This is a genomic window from Chryseobacterium hilariae (assembly GCF_051400735.1).
GTDB lineage: Bacteria > Bacteroidota > Bacteroidia > Flavobacteriales > Weeksellaceae > Chryseobacterium.
Genome location: NZ_JBLFFJ010000001.1, coordinates 136620 through 151709, shown reverse-complemented (window position 1 = coordinate 151709; position 15090 = coordinate 136620). Strand labels below are relative to the sequence as shown.

Here is a 15090-nt window from a genome sequence, read left to right as displayed (position 1 = left end):
TTATGGAAATGATTAGCGTACAACAGGCAGAAGAATTCCTATTTTTCCAAATCAAAAACTTCGGAACAGAAGAGGTTTTCTATGAAAATGCATTAGGAAGAATTTTAGCTGAAAACATTGTGGCAGATTGTGATTTACCTCCTTTTGACAGGTCTACGGTAGATGGAATTGCGATAAATTTTAATTCGTATGAAAAAGGAACTCGCTCCTTTACAATCAAAGCCGTACAGGCAGCCGGAGAAATTCCTTTTTCCATACATGACGAAGATCAATGTATCGAAATTATGACGGGAGCCGCTTTGGATAATTCAGTAAATACGGTTATTCGTTACGAAGACCTGATAATCGAAAACGGAATTGCAACTCTCAATATCGTTATTAAAAAACAGCAAAATATTCATTGGAAAGGAAAAGATAAAAAAGCCGCGGAAATATTGGTAAAAGCCAATCAGGTTATTACTCCCTCTATTCTCGGAATTGCTGCATCGGTTGGAAAAACAATTTTAACAGTGAAAAAACTTCCCAAAGTTGTTATTATTTCCACCGGAGACGAGATGATATCCGCCGAAGACGTTCCTACTCCATTTCAGCTGAGACGTTCCAACGGAATTACCATAAAATCCGTTTTGGAAAAATATAAAATCCATGCAGATTGGCTGCATTGGAATGATGATTTACAATTAATAAAAAATGGGCTTTCCCGATGTATTGATGAATATGATATTTTGCTGATGAGCGGCGGGGTTTCTATGGGGAAATTTGATTATCTGCCAAAAGCCTGCGAAGAGCTGGGAGTAGAAAAGCTTTTTCACAAAATAAAGCAAAGACCGGGAAAACCATTCTGGTTCGGAAAAAGTCAAAATAAAAAATTGATTTTTGCATTTCCGGGAAATCCGGTTTCCGTATTTATGTGCCTGCACCGGTATTTTATTCCCTGGCTGGAAAGATCTCTGGAGATCCCGGAAACAGCACAATATGCTGTTTTGCAAAATGATATAGATTTTCCATCTCCACTTCAGTATTTTGCGCAGGTAAAACTCAGTGTGAATCAAGCGGGACAATTAATCGCCGAATCAGTAAATACCAATGGTTCCGGAGATTTTTCCCACCTTGCAGAGACTAATGCATTCATAGAACTTCCCCTGGAAAAAACTGAGTTTAAGAAAGGCGAAGTGTATAGAATCTGGAAATATAATTTTTAATTTTACTCATGACAAACTTTTCACATCTTAATAAAAAAGAACAGCCGGGAATGGTAAACGTTGGCAGTAAAAAGATCACGCACCGAAAAGCAATTGCCAAAGCTGTTGTGATACTCCCTGAAAATATTCTGGAAGCACTTCAAAAAGATGACTTCAAGACTAAAAAAGGCTCTGTTTTCCAGACCGCAATTATTGCAGGAATAATGGCAGCAAAAAAAACCGGTGATTTGATTCCTCTTTGCCATCCGATCGGTATGGATAACTGTGAAATAGATATTGAAATCAATTCTCAAAACGAAATTGAGATCTATTGTACTGCCGAGATTGAAGCTAAAACAGGCATCGAAATGGAAGCTTTGACTGGGGCATCTGTTGCCGCACTTACCATTTATGATATGTGCAAAGCAATGAGTCATGACATTGTGATAAAAGAAATAAAACTCATCGAAAAATCAGGAGGTAAAAATGATTTCAAAAGAGACTGATTTCCCAAAATTAAACGGACTTGTGCTTGCCGGAGGAAAAAGCCTGCGAATGGGAAATCCTAAAGACAAAATCAATTGGTATGGGAAAGAACAACGGTATTATGCAGCTGATCTTTTAGCTCCGTTTTGTGATGAGGTTTTTATTTCCTGCAGACAAGACCAGCTGGAAAATTTTGACACAGATTACAGTGCCCTTACCGATACTTTTTTAAATATGGGACCTTTCGGCGGGATACTTTCCGCGTTACGTTTTCAAAGAGATAAAGCCTGGTTGGTCGTTGCCTGCGACTTACCTTTATTAGATAAAAAATCTTTAGAATTTTTAATTGAAAACAGAAATACCGAAAAAGTAGCAACCACTTACGAAAGCCCGTTTGATGGACTTCCAGAACCATTGATTACAATCTGGGAACTTAAAAGCTATCCGTTGCTCCTGAATTTTTTAGGATCAGGAAATACTTGTCCCAGAAAAGTTCTCATCAACAGTGATACATTAATCCTGAAACCAGATAACCCAGATGCTTTGATGAATGTGAACACACCTGAAGATATGGCAAGGGCAAAAGAAATTTTAAGAAAATAGATTTAACCGAAGATAAAAAACATATGAGTGACTCGCTTGAACGTTATCATTGCCAGATTGCTTTACCTGGATTTGGTATCTCTTCCCAGGAACTACTGAAAAATGCTAAAATTCTGATAGTAGGTATGGGCGGATTGGGCTGTCCTTCGGCACAATATCTTGCTTCTTCAGGTATAGGGACAATTGGCCTTGCGGATGATGATACAGTCTCCGAAAGCAATCTGCACCGTCAGATTTTATATGCTCCGGAAGATATTGGAAAATCAAAAGTTGACATTGCCACTAAAAAATTAAAGCAACAAAATCCATCGGTAAAAATCATTCCGTTCAATTTTCGGGTAACTTCTGAAAATGTGATGAATTTGATTTCGGACTTTGATTTAATCATTGAAGGAACTGATAATTTCGAAACAAAGTGTTTATTGAACGACGCTTGTGTATTATCTGGAAAACCTTTGGTTTACGGAGCAATTTATCAATATGAAGGGCAAGTCAGTATTTGGAATGTTATACAGAAAGACGGTATTTACTCCCCCAATTACCGTGATGTTTTTCCTAATGCGGAAGAATCACAGGTTCCGAACTGCAGAGAAGGCGGCGTGCTTCCCACGCTGGCAGGAATTGTGGGATGTATGCAGGCTAATGAAGCTATAAAATATTTTACAAATCCCGAAGATTCATTGGCAGGAAAACTCTGGATGATGAATGTTCTGAACGGCAGAACCCAAATTATTAAGTTAAGAAAAACTTCTGTGCAAATTACAGCTTTACCTCAGGCTGTTGAGACCATTACGTTTGAGGAGCTGATGCAGGAGAAAGATCATTTTGAAATCATAGATGTCCGTACATCGCAAGAACATGAACAGTTTAATATAGGAGGAATCAATCTTCCCGTAGAAGAATTACAGAATCATTCAGATTATATTTCGGGTTGTTCAAAACCTATTTTGGTTTATTGTCAATCCGGGAAGCGAAGTGCAGCAGCAGCAAGAAAAATAAAAAAAAGCTTTTCTGAAAAGGAAGTATTTTCTTTGAAAGACGGTATCCAAAAAAATATAATAAATAATAATTCTTATAAAATCATTCAGAAGTAATAATCATCTTCTTTTTTAAGCATCAATCAATAATGTTCTGAGTTATTGTTTGAGAAACAGCAATCTGTTCTCCGACCATCTCATGAATGGTTTCATCAATCATAATACACATACTGTTCAAAGCTAAATCATTCGCATCCGTTCCAAAAGGCTCCTCAATTTCATCTGCAATCGCTTCAAATGCAACAAATGTATAAGCTACAAATACGACAATAAGAGGCGTAAACCATCCCAACGAATCTACAAGACCGAAAGGCAGCAAAAAACAATAAATATACACCGTTCGATGCAACAGAACACGGTAACTGTAAGGAATCGGGGTAGAAACTATTCTTTCACAACCTCCTAAAATATCAGAAAGTTTATCAAAATTCTCATCAAAACGAGCCTGTTGGATAGAATCTAAGCAACCTTGATCTTTTGCTTTCTGAACCCATTCTGCAAGCAACCGCATAATAACTGCCGGCTTATATTTTGATTCTGCAACAATTTTTAGCTGGTCTTCATTAAGCCTTGATTTTAAATCTTTATAAGCATCTGTTCCTCTAAGTTGATGTTTCAGCGCAAAAATAAAGGAACCAAGTAAGTTAACAAAGCTATGGACAGAAATTGTATCGTTCTTTATATTGCCCAGAGTCATTGCCTGCCGGGTCAATGCGCGTGCAGTATTCAACAAGGCACCCCATAATTTTCTTCCTTCCCAGAACCTGTCATAACTGGCGTTGTTTCTAAACCCGAGGAATAAAGCCAGTACAAAACCAAACAGCGTAAGCGGCGCAGGATTTAAGGGAACTTTAAATGAGAGAATTATTCCATGAAAATAAGTCACCAATAAAGAAAGAATTAAAAGCAATCCCAAACGAGGAAGCAAGGCAGGCAAAACAGAACCATGCCACACAAAAAGCATTCTGAACCAGTGTTCTTTTTTTCTTATGATCATTACTAAATGATAATTTACTTAAGTAATATATTTTATGGTTGTTCCAGACTTGTTCCGGCTGCAGCAATTACATGATCTTCAATTCTATGCTTTCGGATTTTTATACGTACATATTTTGAAGCAGGCATATTAGCTCCATTAACCACATTATTGATGGATACCAAAACATTGGTTTCCGGAAAATAGGTCATTGTACTTTTCTGTGGAATAGGATATTTTACAACAATGAAAAGAGGTGCGATTCGTTCAATTCCGTCATCATAATTGAAAAGATCTACATGTTCGCCTTCTTTCAAGCCGGCTTTCACAATATCTTTTTCGTTCATCATCACTACCCTTCTTTCATTGAAAATCCCACGATAACGGTCATTCAGACCATAAACAACCGTATTGAACTGATCGTGTGTCCTGGTTGTTCCCATTAGGTATTCGTCATCAGCAAGAGAATTGTCCGGTACGGCTGTAATATTGAAAGCGGCTTTTCCCGGGTAGAATTCACTGTTTAAGATACCATCTCTTGGTCCGTTCGGAAGATAAAAACCGCCTTTCTGAACAACCCTTTCGTTATAGTTTTCAAATCCGGGAATACATTGTTCAATATCATTACGAACGGCATCATAGCTGTTGATAAATTTGTCCCAATCTACAACAGAGCGTTCACCCAAAACCGCTTTAGCCATTCTGCAGGCGACGTGTGTTTCATTGATCAGATTTTTAGAAATCGGCTCCAGAACCCCTCTTGACCATTCCACAACACCCATTGAGTTTTCCGTACTTACGTGCTGAAGTTCTCCATTGATCATATCTTTTTCACTTCTGGAAATTACCGGTAAAATAAGGGCTTCTTTCCCGTGGATAAGATGATTTCTATTCAATTTTATAGAAACAATTACAGACATTTCCAGCTTTCGCATTGCTTCTGCAGTAAAGGTTGTATCCGGTGCTGCAGAAAGGAAATTACCTCCCATGCAGAACATAAATTTCACCTTTTCTTCGTGCATCGCTTTCAGGGCATTCACAACATCATAACCGCCTTCTCTCGGAACTTTAAAGCCATAATATTCCTGTAATCTGTCCAATTGTTCAGTCGTAGGATGGTGGTTAATAAGCAGCGTTCTGTTTCCCTGTACATTACTGTGACCTCGAACAGGACAAACTCCTCCACCCTGAATTCCAATGCTTCCTTTCATCAACAGGAGATTCACGATATTATAAATCATTTCCACACCATTGTGCTGTTGTGTGATTCCCATCCCCCAACAAATGATAATACGTTTTTTTGAGGCAATCATTTGTGCGGCTTCCCTTAGATTTTCAACCGGAATTCCACATTCTTCCGATAGAAAATCAAGGTCATATAATTTTAATTCTTCAATCAATTCATTGAAGCCTGCAGTTTTATTAACGATAAAATTGTGGTCAAGAACTTTCCCCGAATTTTTAGCCTCTTCTTCCAATACCAGAATTTGAAGTACCTTTAAAAGTGCCATATCTCCATTGATCTTTACGGGAAGATACAAATCTGACAATTCATAAGGTTTATCAAGCAAAGCACGGACTTCCTGAGGATTTCTGAAACCTTTTAATCCGGCTTCAGGAAGCGGATTGATTGCCATAATTTTAGCTCCATTCTTCTTTCCTTTCGTCAATGCGGAAAGCATTCTTGGTGAATTGGTTCCCGGATTCTGACCGATGATAATAATGAGATCCGTATCGTAAAAATCTTCCAGCTTTACGGTTCCTTTTCCGATACCGATACTTCTTGAAAGCGCATAGCCGGAAGTTTCGTGGCACATATTGGAACAATCCGGAAAATTATTGGTCCCGAATTCACGGGCAAACAACTGATACACCCAGGTTGCTTCATTACTGGTTCTTCCTGAAGTATAAAATATGGCTTCGTTAGGCGAATCCAGAGCGTTTAATTTTTCGGAAATTTTTGTAAAGGCGTTATCCCAACTTATCGGCTGATAATGTGTTCCTCCTTTCGGTAAATACATTGGCTCAACGATTCTTCCTAACTGGCTGATTTCAAAATCCGTTAGTTTTGCTAAATCGTAAACCGAATTTTCTCTGAAAAATTCTGCACCAATTTTTTTTGATGTAGCTTCTTCCGCTAAGGCTTTTGCACCGTTTTCACAGTATTCTCCCAATCTGGAACGCTCGTCATCCGGATCGGGCCATGCACAGCTTGGACAATCGAAACCATCAAACTGATTCATACTGAAAAGGGCCCTTCCTCCACGAAGAACCGATGCATTGAGTACCAACTGGTCCAATGAATGGATAACAGCAGGAACACCAGCCGCCCAGGCTTTTGGCGGTTTCAGTTTCAAATCCAGCAATTTATATGGAGGTTCTGCAGAGGGTAATCTGCTGCCCTCTTTTATTTTATTGAATGAATTTTTGTTTTCCATGATTTCTAAATTTTTAAAAAACGAAAAATTAGCATTTTAAATTAGGGTTGGGATAATTGTCACTTTGATCTTCCAAAGTATTATCAATGCATACAAAGTCTTTTTCTATTAAGAGTTTAACATTTCCGGCCTGGTCTTCAAAACCGACTCTGTCTGTGGAAGTCCATTCAGCTATCATTGTTACAGGCATTTTAAGAACAATTCTGTTTTCGATGAAAGCCGCTGAAAGCTCTTTGTCCTCCGTTCTTTCAATAGAATAAATAAACGGACGGTCTACAAATTCTGTAAAGCTTGAAATAATTCCGTCTTCTCCTAATTTTGCAACTTCGGATTGGGTTAGGCGGAATCTTATTGAGTTATCTTTAATTCTTATTTTCATAATAAATTTTCAATTTTAAAATGGCTGCCGGAATGGTAAATATTAAACCTGCTATCCCTGAGAAAGCCTAATAAAGTGATATCAAATTCTTTTGCCAGGTCTACTGCAAGGCTGGACGGCGCTCCTATTGCTGCAACAATCGTAATTCCTGCCATTGCTGCTTTCTGAATGAGCTCGAAACTGGCTCTTCCGCTTAAAACCAAAATTTTATCGTTAAGAGGAAGCAAATCTGAAGATAATGCATATCCTATAATTTTATCTAATGCGTTATGCCTTCCTACATCTTCACGTAAAGCAAGAAGATTGCCTTCCGAATCAAAGATACCGGAAGCGTGTATACCGCCCGTAGCACTGAAATTATTCTGAAAAGACTGTAATTTTTCGGATAATTGGTACAGAGTTTCAAGAGAAAGAGTTGTATTTTCTTTTTTATGGTTGCGAAATGAGCTTACCGTTCTTATAGATTCTATGGAACCTTTTCCACATACACCGCAACTTGAAGTTGTATAAAAGTTGCGGTCGGCTTTCATAAGCTCGGGAACAAAACCTTCTGTAAGCTCAACAATGACAATATTTTCACTGTTTTTGGAACATTCTCCTTCCGGAAAATATGTGCTTTTAATCTGTTGGCGGCTGGAAATAATTCCTTCCGTAAATAAAAAACCAATTGCCAGTTCTGCATCATTTCCCGGAGTCCGCATCGTTACAGATATATTTTTGGACTCTTTTTTATCTTCTGCATCATAAGAAACCCTGATTTCCAAAGGTTCTTCTACAGAAACATCATCCGTATAAGGAAAACTGGTGTTGTCCTTAACTTTGACGATTTCTATCTGTTTTACTGACTTATTTGATAGCAGATGGGCTTTCATAATTTACTAACTGGTTAATAAAGGTACAAAATTTTGTTTCTCAAATTACGGGTGTGCGGAAACCCATTCTTCTCCATCCTCAAAAATTTCTTTTTTCCAGATGGGAACGCTTTTTTTAATATTTTCGATCATATAGCTGCACGCATCAAAAACAGCATTTCTATGCCCATCGCTCACCACTATTATCACGGCTGCATCGCCGGGGAATAATATTCCGGTGCGGTGATGAACGACAATATTCTTCACTGAAAATAACGAAATGGCTTTATCTGCTATTTTTTGTATTTCCTTAACTGCCATAGATTCGTAACACTCGTATTCCAAACGAATGACAGATTTACCTTTGGTGTGATTTCGTACTGTTCCTACAAATGATGCAATTCCTCCACATGCAGGATCGGAAGCAATGGTAAAACAATCTGTAAGATCCAGTATATTCTCTGTTATTTTAATATCAATCATATCTGTTATCCACCGCTTACCGGAGGGATTATTGCTATTTCGTTAGAGATTGTTACTACCTGATCGTCCTCCGCATATTCATCGTCAACGGCAATAAAATAAGATTTTAATTTTTTCAGTTCCGGAAAGTCTTTTTCCAGAAGTTCCTTGAGTACTTTGACGCTTGCTCCGTCGTTTATTTCTATTTCTTTTTCTGAAGTCCCGAAAATTTCCTTCGTTATTCCGAATGCTAATATTTTGAGTATCATTTTTACATTTAGCTTATTACCAATATTTTATTAAAATGTTTATCCCGGCCATCAAAACCAGGAGAGCTGTCATTCTTTTGATGACCAAAGGATTCCATTTCAGGGATATCCTGGAACCTATCTGTCCGCCAATGAATACGGCAAAACACAAACTGAGAATTCTGAAATAATCCATGTCTGCAGATAATTTGGATAATTGTCCGAAAATCCCTGATACTGAATTTACCAGTATAAAAACACTTGATGTTGCTGCAATTTTTCGAGGTGTATCCCATTTCATCAGATTTAATAAAGGAGAAAGAAAAATCCCGCCGCCAATTCCCACCAATCCGGACAAGAAGCCTATTCCACCACCTAGGAATCCGTTTTTAAATGGAGAGGCTTCTACATTTCCTGAAATATCTTCTACATTTTTTGTTTCTGTCTTTATCCAAAGTAACAATGCTGCAACAATTAAAGTAACACCTAATATCAGGAAAAAAGTTTCCTGGCTTATTTTTAAAACAGCTCCCAGGTACGCCATAGGTACACTTACAATCGTAAGCGGAAGTATTTTCTTCCAGTCAGTCTGCTTATTTTTGATGTAAATAAATACACCTCCTATTACCACAATCACGTTACAGATAAGCGCTGTTAACCGTATTTCCTGATAAGGAAGACTATACATTGCCAGAACTGCAAGGTAACTAGACCCTCCACCAAATCCCACAGAAGAATAAATGAAAGCGATGATTAAAAAAAACAAAAAGATTTCCCAATGCCCCATATACCTGTGGAATTAAATTTCTTACAATAATACTCATTTTTAGGGCGTCATACGAAGGTATAATAAAAAGTTTCTACCGTAATTTGTGAGAAAAATATTCTGGATTGTTTATTTTATAAAACCACCCTCACTATCCCAACAGCATTTATTAAATTTGATAAATAAAATCTATACACCCATCTCAATGAATAATACTTTTTCTACTGATCATAATGCTCAGAATGTTACAGATTATCCGAATAATAACACCTATTTTTTAGTTTGGAATTTTAAGGACACCGTTGATCCTGATAAGATCAAATCGGTTTTCCAAAGAGTTTGTGCTTTAGTAATTAATCTGAATAATTCGGCACTTGACCGTTTTCCTGATTCCAAAGCCAGCTGTGTAATGGGTCTTGGGTATGAAGCCTGGTACCAACTTGAATTGCCTCAACCGCTGCCTAAAGAATTTAAGAAATTCCAGGAAATAAAAGGCAGTAAACATATGGCAGTAAGTACAAAAGGAGATTTGCATTTTCACATCCGGGCCGATGAAAAGAGTTTTGCTTATGATATGGCTTCTATAATTTCCGGATATATGAAGGAAATAGCAGATTGTGTAGTTGAGGTACAAGGTTTCCGTTATTGGGATAGCAGATCTATTTTAGGCTTTGTTGACGGTACTGAAAACCCGCATGGCAAAGACCGGGATCATTTTGCGATCGTTGGTGATTCTGATTTACAATATGAAGGAGGAAGCTATCTTTTTGTACAGAAATATATCCACAACCTTAATGCCTGGAGATCGCTTTCTGTGGAAGAACAGGAAAAAGTAATAGGCAGATCCAAAGACCTTGATATTGAAATGGATGATGATGTAAAACCCCAAAATTCACATATTGCATTGGCTAATATTGGTGATGATTTTAAGGTTGTGCGTGATAACATGCCTTTCGGAAACGTAGCAACTAATGAAATGGGAACTTATTTTATCTGCTATGCAAGTACATTCAGCACGGTTGAAAAAATGCTGACCAATATGTTCATCGGTAACCCGCCGGGAAATTATGACCGAATTCTCGATTTCAGTACTGCACAAACAGGAACATTATTTTTTGTTCCAAGTTTAGATATGCTTGATGAATTTTCAGGATAAATTTATAAAAACAATAAATTGTAATAAATATTTTAACAAACCATATTTGCCTCTTTAAAGACATGTATTAATATAAGTTTAACAATCAAAATATACTTAGTAAATTATAAATCAACAAAATACCGTAAAATCTAATTAAGATCAGTAACCAAAGAGTTCGATGATAATCATGTCAAGCTCACTTTATGACACCATTAGAATAATTTAGGCCAAATGGTGTCATTCTCTTTTTTAGGTGATTTGTAGGCTAAATCTCTTTGCTATTGATACTACCTGACAGTATTCTATTTTTTTTCAAAAATATTTAAACAACTAATAACCAGCAACATACCAAAAACTTATTCCTATGGAACAAAAAGTTCGAAAAGACAAGCCCATGCAAAATTATCTCTCCACTACGGAAATTAATTTTACCATCATCTCAATTACTCCTTCTTTGGTCAGAGGAATAACATTGCTTACAATAGTATAACCTTCTACAAATGGAATAAGAAAACTTACAATTTCATTAGGCCTTTTACAGAAGATGGAGACTAAATTTATCAACCATAAGCAGTAAGTTTTGTAATAAGTTTCTACAGCATCCTGCAGTTCTTTATTTCTTGCTGCCAAAGTCCATATTTCCTGAAACATTAAAGTTTGATGGCTGGATCTTCCATCTATCAATAACATATTCAATATTTTTTCCAGAAAAACATCTTTATCCGGTGTGCTGTCAACTGTTAAAAGTTTAATAGCATATGAAAGTTCTTTCTTGCAACTTTCAAAGTAAAATTCTACAGTGGCGATCAAAAGCAGGTTTTTATCTCTATAATAATATTGAAGATTGCTTAAAGACAAATTAGCATTTTTCGCTACTTTCCTCATGGAGAGATTTTCTGCTCCTTCTTTGATAAGTATAGCTATCGTTGTTGATAAAATCTTGTTTAATCGCTCCTCCTTTTTGTCCATCTGGTAAATTTAAAAATAAAATATTAAAATAGTATTTATTTAGGTCGAATGACCTATATTTGTATTAGGTCAATTGACCTAATACAAATATTTAAAATATTTTTTATGGAATCACAGGAAAAACAAATCTTAATTATTGGTGGTTATGGCCAGATGGGAAGCAACATAGCACGCCTGATCAGAAAAGCTGACAGTACCATTGAGCTCATCCTTGCAGATAGAAACCCTCAGAATGGTGAGCTGCTGGCAAAGGAATTAACTAATGCTGAAATCGCTTAATCTAAGATTATTCAATTCAGCTTTTAATATGAAAAAATTATTAATAATTATCTCACTTTTGCTTTTAGCATTCAACGTTGATGCACAAGCAAAAAATAATCATCTAAAACAACAGAAAAATATGAACAACACAACAATCCTGCACAAAGCCAATGAATATGTATCAAAAGGTGATTATGAAAGTTTTTTAGCGTACTGCACCTCTGAAACCAAGTGGTTATTTGTAGGCGAACGTATCCTTAATGGAAAAGAAGAAGTTCGGGCTTATATGAAAGAATTTTATATTGAGCCACCGGTATTTGATGTGGAATTAGCTATCGAAGATGGCGATTTCGTTACGGTAACGGGTAATATCAGCTTAAAAAATAAGACCGGAAAATATGAACACTTTAATTACTGTGATATTTGGCGATTCGAAAATGGAAAAATTGCGGAGCTGAAAGCATTTGTAATAGAAAAGAAACCTTGATGGTTGATTTTATTGAAAGTTACATCTATGGTCAGCTAAAAGGTTTTTCGAGTTATTTATCTGTAAGTCAATTTGTAATAATTCAATATTTTTTAAGAAAAATTTAGCACTTGGATAGATACCACATGATATGGCTATTGCAAATACAATGAGAAATGATTCTGAGCAAATACTGAGAAAATCACAAACAATGAAAGCTGATCTTATAGCACTAATCAGTGAGAAGGGAGGTGAAGTGGATAATACTTCTACAATTTTAGGGACTCAACAATAAAAATTGCATACCATATCACATAAAATAGAGTTGGCTAATTGCCAGCTCTATTTTATTCAAAAATTGTAACTTTTTATGAACTAATTAAAAAGTAAAAATCAAAAACATTCCAGTAAAAACTTAAAGTCTGTGACTCCCTTAATTTTTAACTTTGCAATTTACTACTGATAAAGCATTGAAGAAAAAATACAACATAAAAGAGTTTCTTGAATATACCAATATAAGTGGCTTTAAGAACAATCATATCCATTTGGTGGAATACCACAAGCAAAAGGATATGAGAAGACAATCAGCTCCTATTGAGCTTGACTTCTATTTTCTGGCAATTAAGCTGAACTTCGATAAAGATAAAAACTTTGGTCAGACGATATTCGACCAAGCAGATGCCTTCGTCTATCTCGACCAGCCTGGCGATTTTCTTCAATGGGATATAGAGCACCAGATTTCGGGGTATCATATTTTGATTGATGCAGGGTTGTTCCGAAAAATTACCAAAGAATACAGCTTTACATACTATAATAATCACGAGGCACTCTTTATAACCAAAGAGGAAGAAAAAACAATTACTGACCTTTTCCAAAAGGCATTAAAGGAATTTGACGGTAATGAAAACTTTTCAAAGGATATTGTTATTTCCTATGCTTCGCTTATTCTGTCCTATATCCAAAAATTTTACAGCAGGCAATTTGATACAAGGGAGGAACTGTACAATACTACCGTCGCCGATTTTTACAAAAACCTCGAAGCGTATTATGACGATGAACAGAATGCCCTGAAAATGCCTTCGGTTTCCTATTTTTCGGATATGGCTAATTTGTCTTCCAATTATTTTGGCGACCTCATCAAGCACTATACAGGTCGCTCACCACAAGAACATATCCATCAGCTGCTCATACAGATAGCAAAGAACAAATTAAGAACAACCTCTTTAACCATCAGTGAGATTGCTTTTAGCTTAGGGTTTGAATATCCATCCTATTTCGCAACATTTTTTAAAAAAGAAACAGGTATTCCCCCAAGTGTTTTCCGAAATCAGTAAATAGTTAAAGCCTTACCGTAATTACTTTAAGGGATGAGCCTTCAAGTCAAAATATCTTTGTAATGTTCAAATAACTTATTAAAGATAAATGACAATGAAAGCAGTAAAATTTAAAAACAGAAATTGGGACGTAGCAGGTATCTTACAGTTCCCGAAAGACTTTGATGAAATTAAAAAATATCCGGCGATTGTATGTGCGCATCCTATCAGCAGTTGTAAAGAACAGACAGCTGGGAATATTTATGGTAAAGCCTTAGCGGAAGCCGGTTTTATTACTTTGGCTTTTGATGCTTCCAATCAGGGAGAAAGCGGTGGCGAAGTAAGGTTTTTGGAAGACCCTGCAACCCGTGTTGAGGACTTCCGTTGTGCAGCAGATTTTCTGACCACATTGGATTATGTAGATGAGGAAAAAATAGGTGTTTTGGGCGTTTGCGGCGGCGGTGGCTATGCTGCTAATGCTGCAATGACCGAAAGACGCTTTAAAGCCATAGTAACCGTTGTGGGTGCAAATTACGGACGCTTGCTTCGTGAGGGGGATTTTACTTTTGATGCAGCTATAAAAACTTTAGAGGGTATTGCCAAACAACGTACCGCACAGGCAAGGGGTGCTGAACCTGCCACTACGGTTTACAGACCAAACTCACAGGAAGATAGAAAAGCCGCAGGAATGAACGATATCGACATCATTGAAGCTGTAGATTACTATCAGACACCAAGGGGACAACATCCGAACTCGCCTAATCATTTACGTGTGGATAGTTTGGACAAGGCTATGGCTTTTGATGCGTTCCATTTAGCAGATTTATTGCTTACCCAACCCCTTCACATAGTTATTGGTGATAAAGTCGGGGCTTTTGGTTCATACAGGGATGGTTTTGAACTGTTTGATAAAGCGGCATCGAAACAAAAGAGCATTCAGGTTGTTCAGGGAGTAAGCCATTATGATTTATATGATGGAGAAGAAGCTACCGGAAAAGCACTGGAACAGATAGTACCTTTTTTCAATCAATATCTTTCATAAAAGATGTTTGTTTGAAAGTAATAAATGCCAAATGTTTGCGCAAACATTTGGCATTTTTATTCCCCTTGGATTGCTAAAATATTGTTCAGCGATTTCTGCTGTTTCCCACACTAAAATATCAAAATCTCTACCCCTTTACAATACATTTTGGAGATAGACTATATATCAGAACCGTATCTTTTAGTTCCCTCTGCTTTGTAGGATTTTAAGGCTGTTTGGGTTTAGGTTGATTAACCTTTTGTTGAAATGAACTGTCTTTCAATTGGTTCAATCGCCTTAAATCTTCCAGTAACGAGTTCAAGTTATCTATCAATGGGTTCACTTTGATAAAAAAGAATTTATATATTCTTGATAATTAAATATTGCATTTTTCTCTTTTTGCTTAAAAAAATAGTCGCAGATAAAAAATAAAGCATTACAGCTATAAAAACAAAAACCTTACATTTGGAATGTAAGGTTTTTATTGTATTGAAT

General features: G+C 36.6%; 17 protein-coding genes. 9 read left to right on the top strand and 8 right to left on the bottom strand.

The genetic code is table 11. The features are described 5' to 3' along the window. Positions 1–8: 8 nt before the first annotated feature. Genes ACMGDK_RS00715 through ACMGDK_RS00700 form a run of 4 tightly spaced genes read left to right on the top strand, consistent with a single transcriptional unit; the run spans position 9 to position 3364 of the window. Positions 9–1202 (top strand): molybdopterin molybdotransferase MoeA, encoded by a 1194-nt coding sequence (locus ACMGDK_RS00715; protein WP_436806156.1) that lies wholly within the window; start codon positions 9–11, stop codon positions 1200–1202. Positions 1203–1210: 8 nt separating this feature from the next. Continuing rightward, a complete protein-coding gene (moaC, locus tag ACMGDK_RS00710; protein WP_436806155.1) occupies positions 1211–1687 on the top strand; it encodes a cyclic pyranopterin monophosphate synthase MoaC in 477 nt (158 codons plus the stop codon). Beyond that, entirely contained in the window at positions 1668–2270 is a 603-nt protein-coding gene (locus ACMGDK_RS00705; RefSeq protein WP_436806154.1) for an NTP transferase domain-containing protein, read from the top strand. The genes moaC and ACMGDK_RS00705 overlap by 20 nt, the downstream gene beginning before the upstream one ends. A 23-nt stretch (positions 2271–2293) precedes the next feature. Then, a complete protein-coding gene (locus tag ACMGDK_RS00700; protein WP_436806153.1) occupies positions 2294–3364 on the top strand; it encodes a ThiF family adenylyltransferase in 1071 nt (356 codons plus the stop codon). A 22-nt stretch (positions 3365–3386) separates the two neighbouring features. Here ACMGDK_RS00700 and ACMGDK_RS00695 read toward each other — a convergent pair whose 3' ends face one another. The 7 genes from ACMGDK_RS00695 to ACMGDK_RS00665 are packed head-to-tail and all read right to left on the bottom strand — an operon-like array spanning position 3387 to position 9448. Then, positions 3387–4304 (bottom strand): bestrophin family protein, encoded by a 918-nt coding sequence (locus tag ACMGDK_RS00695; RefSeq protein ID WP_436806152.1) that lies wholly within the window; start codon positions 4302–4304, stop codon positions 3387–3389. A 32-nt stretch (positions 4305–4336) separates the two neighbouring features. Further along, entirely contained in the window at positions 4337–6721 is a 2385-nt protein-coding gene (locus ACMGDK_RS00690) for an FdhF/YdeP family oxidoreductase (RefSeq protein WP_436806151.1), read from the bottom strand. A 28-nt stretch (positions 6722–6749) separates the two neighbouring features. Beyond that, on the bottom strand, positions 6750–7100 hold the full coding sequence (locus ACMGDK_RS00685; protein ID WP_436806150.1) for a DUF7009 family protein: 351 nt from the start codon (positions 7098–7100) through the stop codon (positions 6750–6752). After that, positions 7097–7972: a formate dehydrogenase accessory sulfurtransferase FdhD gene (gene fdhD / locus ACMGDK_RS00680; protein WP_436806149.1), complete on the bottom strand. Its 876-nt coding sequence runs from the start codon at positions 7970–7972 to the stop codon at positions 7097–7099. Before fdhD ends, ACMGDK_RS00685 begins: the two co-directional genes overlap by 4 nt. Positions 7973–8017: 45 nt before the next feature. Continuing rightward, entirely contained in the window at positions 8018–8434 is a 417-nt protein-coding gene (locus tag ACMGDK_RS00675; RefSeq protein WP_436806148.1) for a molybdenum cofactor biosynthesis protein MoaE, read from the bottom strand. A gap of 5 nt (positions 8435–8439) precedes the next feature. Next, complete coding sequence (locus ACMGDK_RS00670) at positions 8440–8682, bottom strand: MoaD/ThiS family protein (protein ID WP_436806147.1); 243 nt, start codon at positions 8680–8682, stop codon at positions 8440–8442. A 16-nt stretch (positions 8683–8698) separates the two neighbouring features. Further along, the gene (locus ACMGDK_RS00665; protein WP_436806146.1) at positions 8699–9448 is read right to left on the bottom strand and encodes a sulfite exporter TauE/SafE family protein; all 750 of its coding nucleotides are present in this window, start codon (positions 9446–9448) and stop codon (positions 8699–8701) included. 184 nt (positions 9449–9632) lie between these two features. Between ACMGDK_RS00665 and ACMGDK_RS00660 the strand changes: the two genes are divergently transcribed. Continuing rightward, positions 9633–10583: a Dyp-type peroxidase gene (locus ACMGDK_RS00660; protein ID WP_436806145.1), complete on the top strand. Its 951-nt coding sequence runs from the start codon at positions 9633–9635 to the stop codon at positions 10581–10583. Between the two features lie 384 nt (positions 10584–10967). Here ACMGDK_RS00660 and ACMGDK_RS00655 read toward each other — a convergent pair whose 3' ends face one another. After that, positions 10968–11534, bottom strand: coding sequence for a TetR/AcrR family transcriptional regulator (locus tag ACMGDK_RS00655; RefSeq protein ID WP_436806144.1), 567 nt, complete (start codon positions 11532–11534; stop codon positions 10968–10970). A 105-nt stretch (positions 11535–11639) separates the two neighbouring features. On the opposite strand from ACMGDK_RS00655, the gene ACMGDK_RS00650 reads away from it, so the two are divergent. The 4 genes from ACMGDK_RS00650 (at position 11640) to ACMGDK_RS00635 (ending at position 14616) form a co-directional block, all read left to right on the top strand. Then, entirely contained in the window at positions 11640–11813 is a 174-nt protein-coding gene (locus tag ACMGDK_RS00650; RefSeq protein ID WP_436806143.1) for an NAD(P)-binding domain-containing protein, read from the top strand. 28 nt (positions 11814–11841) lie between these two features. Then, positions 11842–12282 carry a nuclear transport factor 2 family protein gene (locus ACMGDK_RS00645; protein ID WP_436806142.1) on the top strand — a complete coding sequence of 147 codons (441 nt, stop codon included), beginning with the start codon at positions 11842–11844 and terminating at the stop codon, positions 12280–12282. Between the two features lie 425 nt (positions 12283–12707). Then, complete coding sequence (locus ACMGDK_RS00640; protein ID WP_436806141.1) at positions 12708–13595, top strand: helix-turn-helix domain-containing protein; 888 nt, start codon at positions 12708–12710, stop codon at positions 13593–13595. Between the two features lie 94 nt (positions 13596–13689). After that, complete coding sequence (locus ACMGDK_RS00635) at positions 13690–14616, top strand: alpha/beta hydrolase (RefSeq protein WP_436806140.1); 927 nt, start codon at positions 13690–13692, stop codon at positions 14614–14616. Positions 14617–15090: the final 474 nt, after the last annotated feature.

What these genes read in the sequence shown, in the direction of transcription:
- ACMGDK_RS00715 (WP_436806156.1), top strand. Translation starts at nt 9, where the DNA reads ATGATTAGCGTACAACAGGCAGAAGAATTCCTATTTTTCCAAATCAAA.
- moaC (WP_436806155.1), top strand. Translation starts at nt 1,211, where the DNA reads ATGACAAACTTTTCACATCTTAATAAAAAAGAACAGCCGGGAATGGTA.
- ACMGDK_RS00705 (WP_436806154.1), top strand. Translation starts at nt 1,668, where the DNA reads ATGATTTCAAAAGAGACTGATTTCCCAAAATTAAACGGACTTGTGCTT.
- ACMGDK_RS00700 (WP_436806153.1), top strand. Translation starts at nt 2,294, where the DNA reads ATGAGTGACTCGCTTGAACGTTATCATTGCCAGATTGCTTTACCTGGA.
- ACMGDK_RS00695 (WP_436806152.1), bottom strand. Translation starts at nt 4,304, where the DNA reads ATGATCATAAGAAAAAAAGAACACTGGTTCAGAATGCTTTTTGTGTGG.
- ACMGDK_RS00690 (WP_436806151.1), bottom strand. Translation starts at nt 6,721, where the DNA reads ATGGAAAACAAAAATTCATTCAATAAAATAAAAGAGGGCAGCAGATTA.
- ACMGDK_RS00685 (WP_436806150.1), bottom strand. Translation starts at nt 7,100, where the DNA reads ATGAAAATAAGAATTAAAGATAACTCAATAAGATTCCGCCTAACCCAA.
- fdhD (WP_436806149.1), bottom strand. Translation starts at nt 7,972, where the DNA reads ATGAAAGCCCATCTGCTATCAAATAAGTCAGTAAAACAGATAGAAATC.
- ACMGDK_RS00675 (WP_436806148.1), bottom strand. Translation starts at nt 8,434, where the DNA reads ATGATTGATATTAAAATAACAGAGAATATACTGGATCTTACAGATTGT.
- ACMGDK_RS00670 (WP_436806147.1), bottom strand. Translation starts at nt 8,682, where the DNA reads ATGATACTCAAAATATTAGCATTCGGAATAACGAAGGAAATTTTCGGG.
- ACMGDK_RS00665 (WP_436806146.1), bottom strand. Translation starts at nt 9,448, where the DNA reads ATGGGGCATTGGGAAATCTTTTTGTTTTTTTTAATCATCGCTTTCATT.
- ACMGDK_RS00660 (WP_436806145.1), top strand. Translation starts at nt 9,633, where the DNA reads ATGAATAATACTTTTTCTACTGATCATAATGCTCAGAATGTTACAGAT.
- ACMGDK_RS00655 (WP_436806144.1), bottom strand. Translation starts at nt 11,534, where the DNA reads ATGGACAAAAAGGAGGAGCGATTAAACAAGATTTTATCAACAACGATA.
- ACMGDK_RS00650 (WP_436806143.1), top strand. Translation starts at nt 11,640, where the DNA reads ATGGAATCACAGGAAAAACAAATCTTAATTATTGGTGGTTATGGCCAG.
- ACMGDK_RS00645 (WP_436806142.1), top strand. Translation starts at nt 11,842, where the DNA reads ATGAAAAAATTATTAATAATTATCTCACTTTTGCTTTTAGCATTCAAC.
- ACMGDK_RS00635 (WP_436806140.1), top strand. Translation starts at nt 13,690, where the DNA reads ATGAAAGCAGTAAAATTTAAAAACAGAAATTGGGACGTAGCAGGTATC.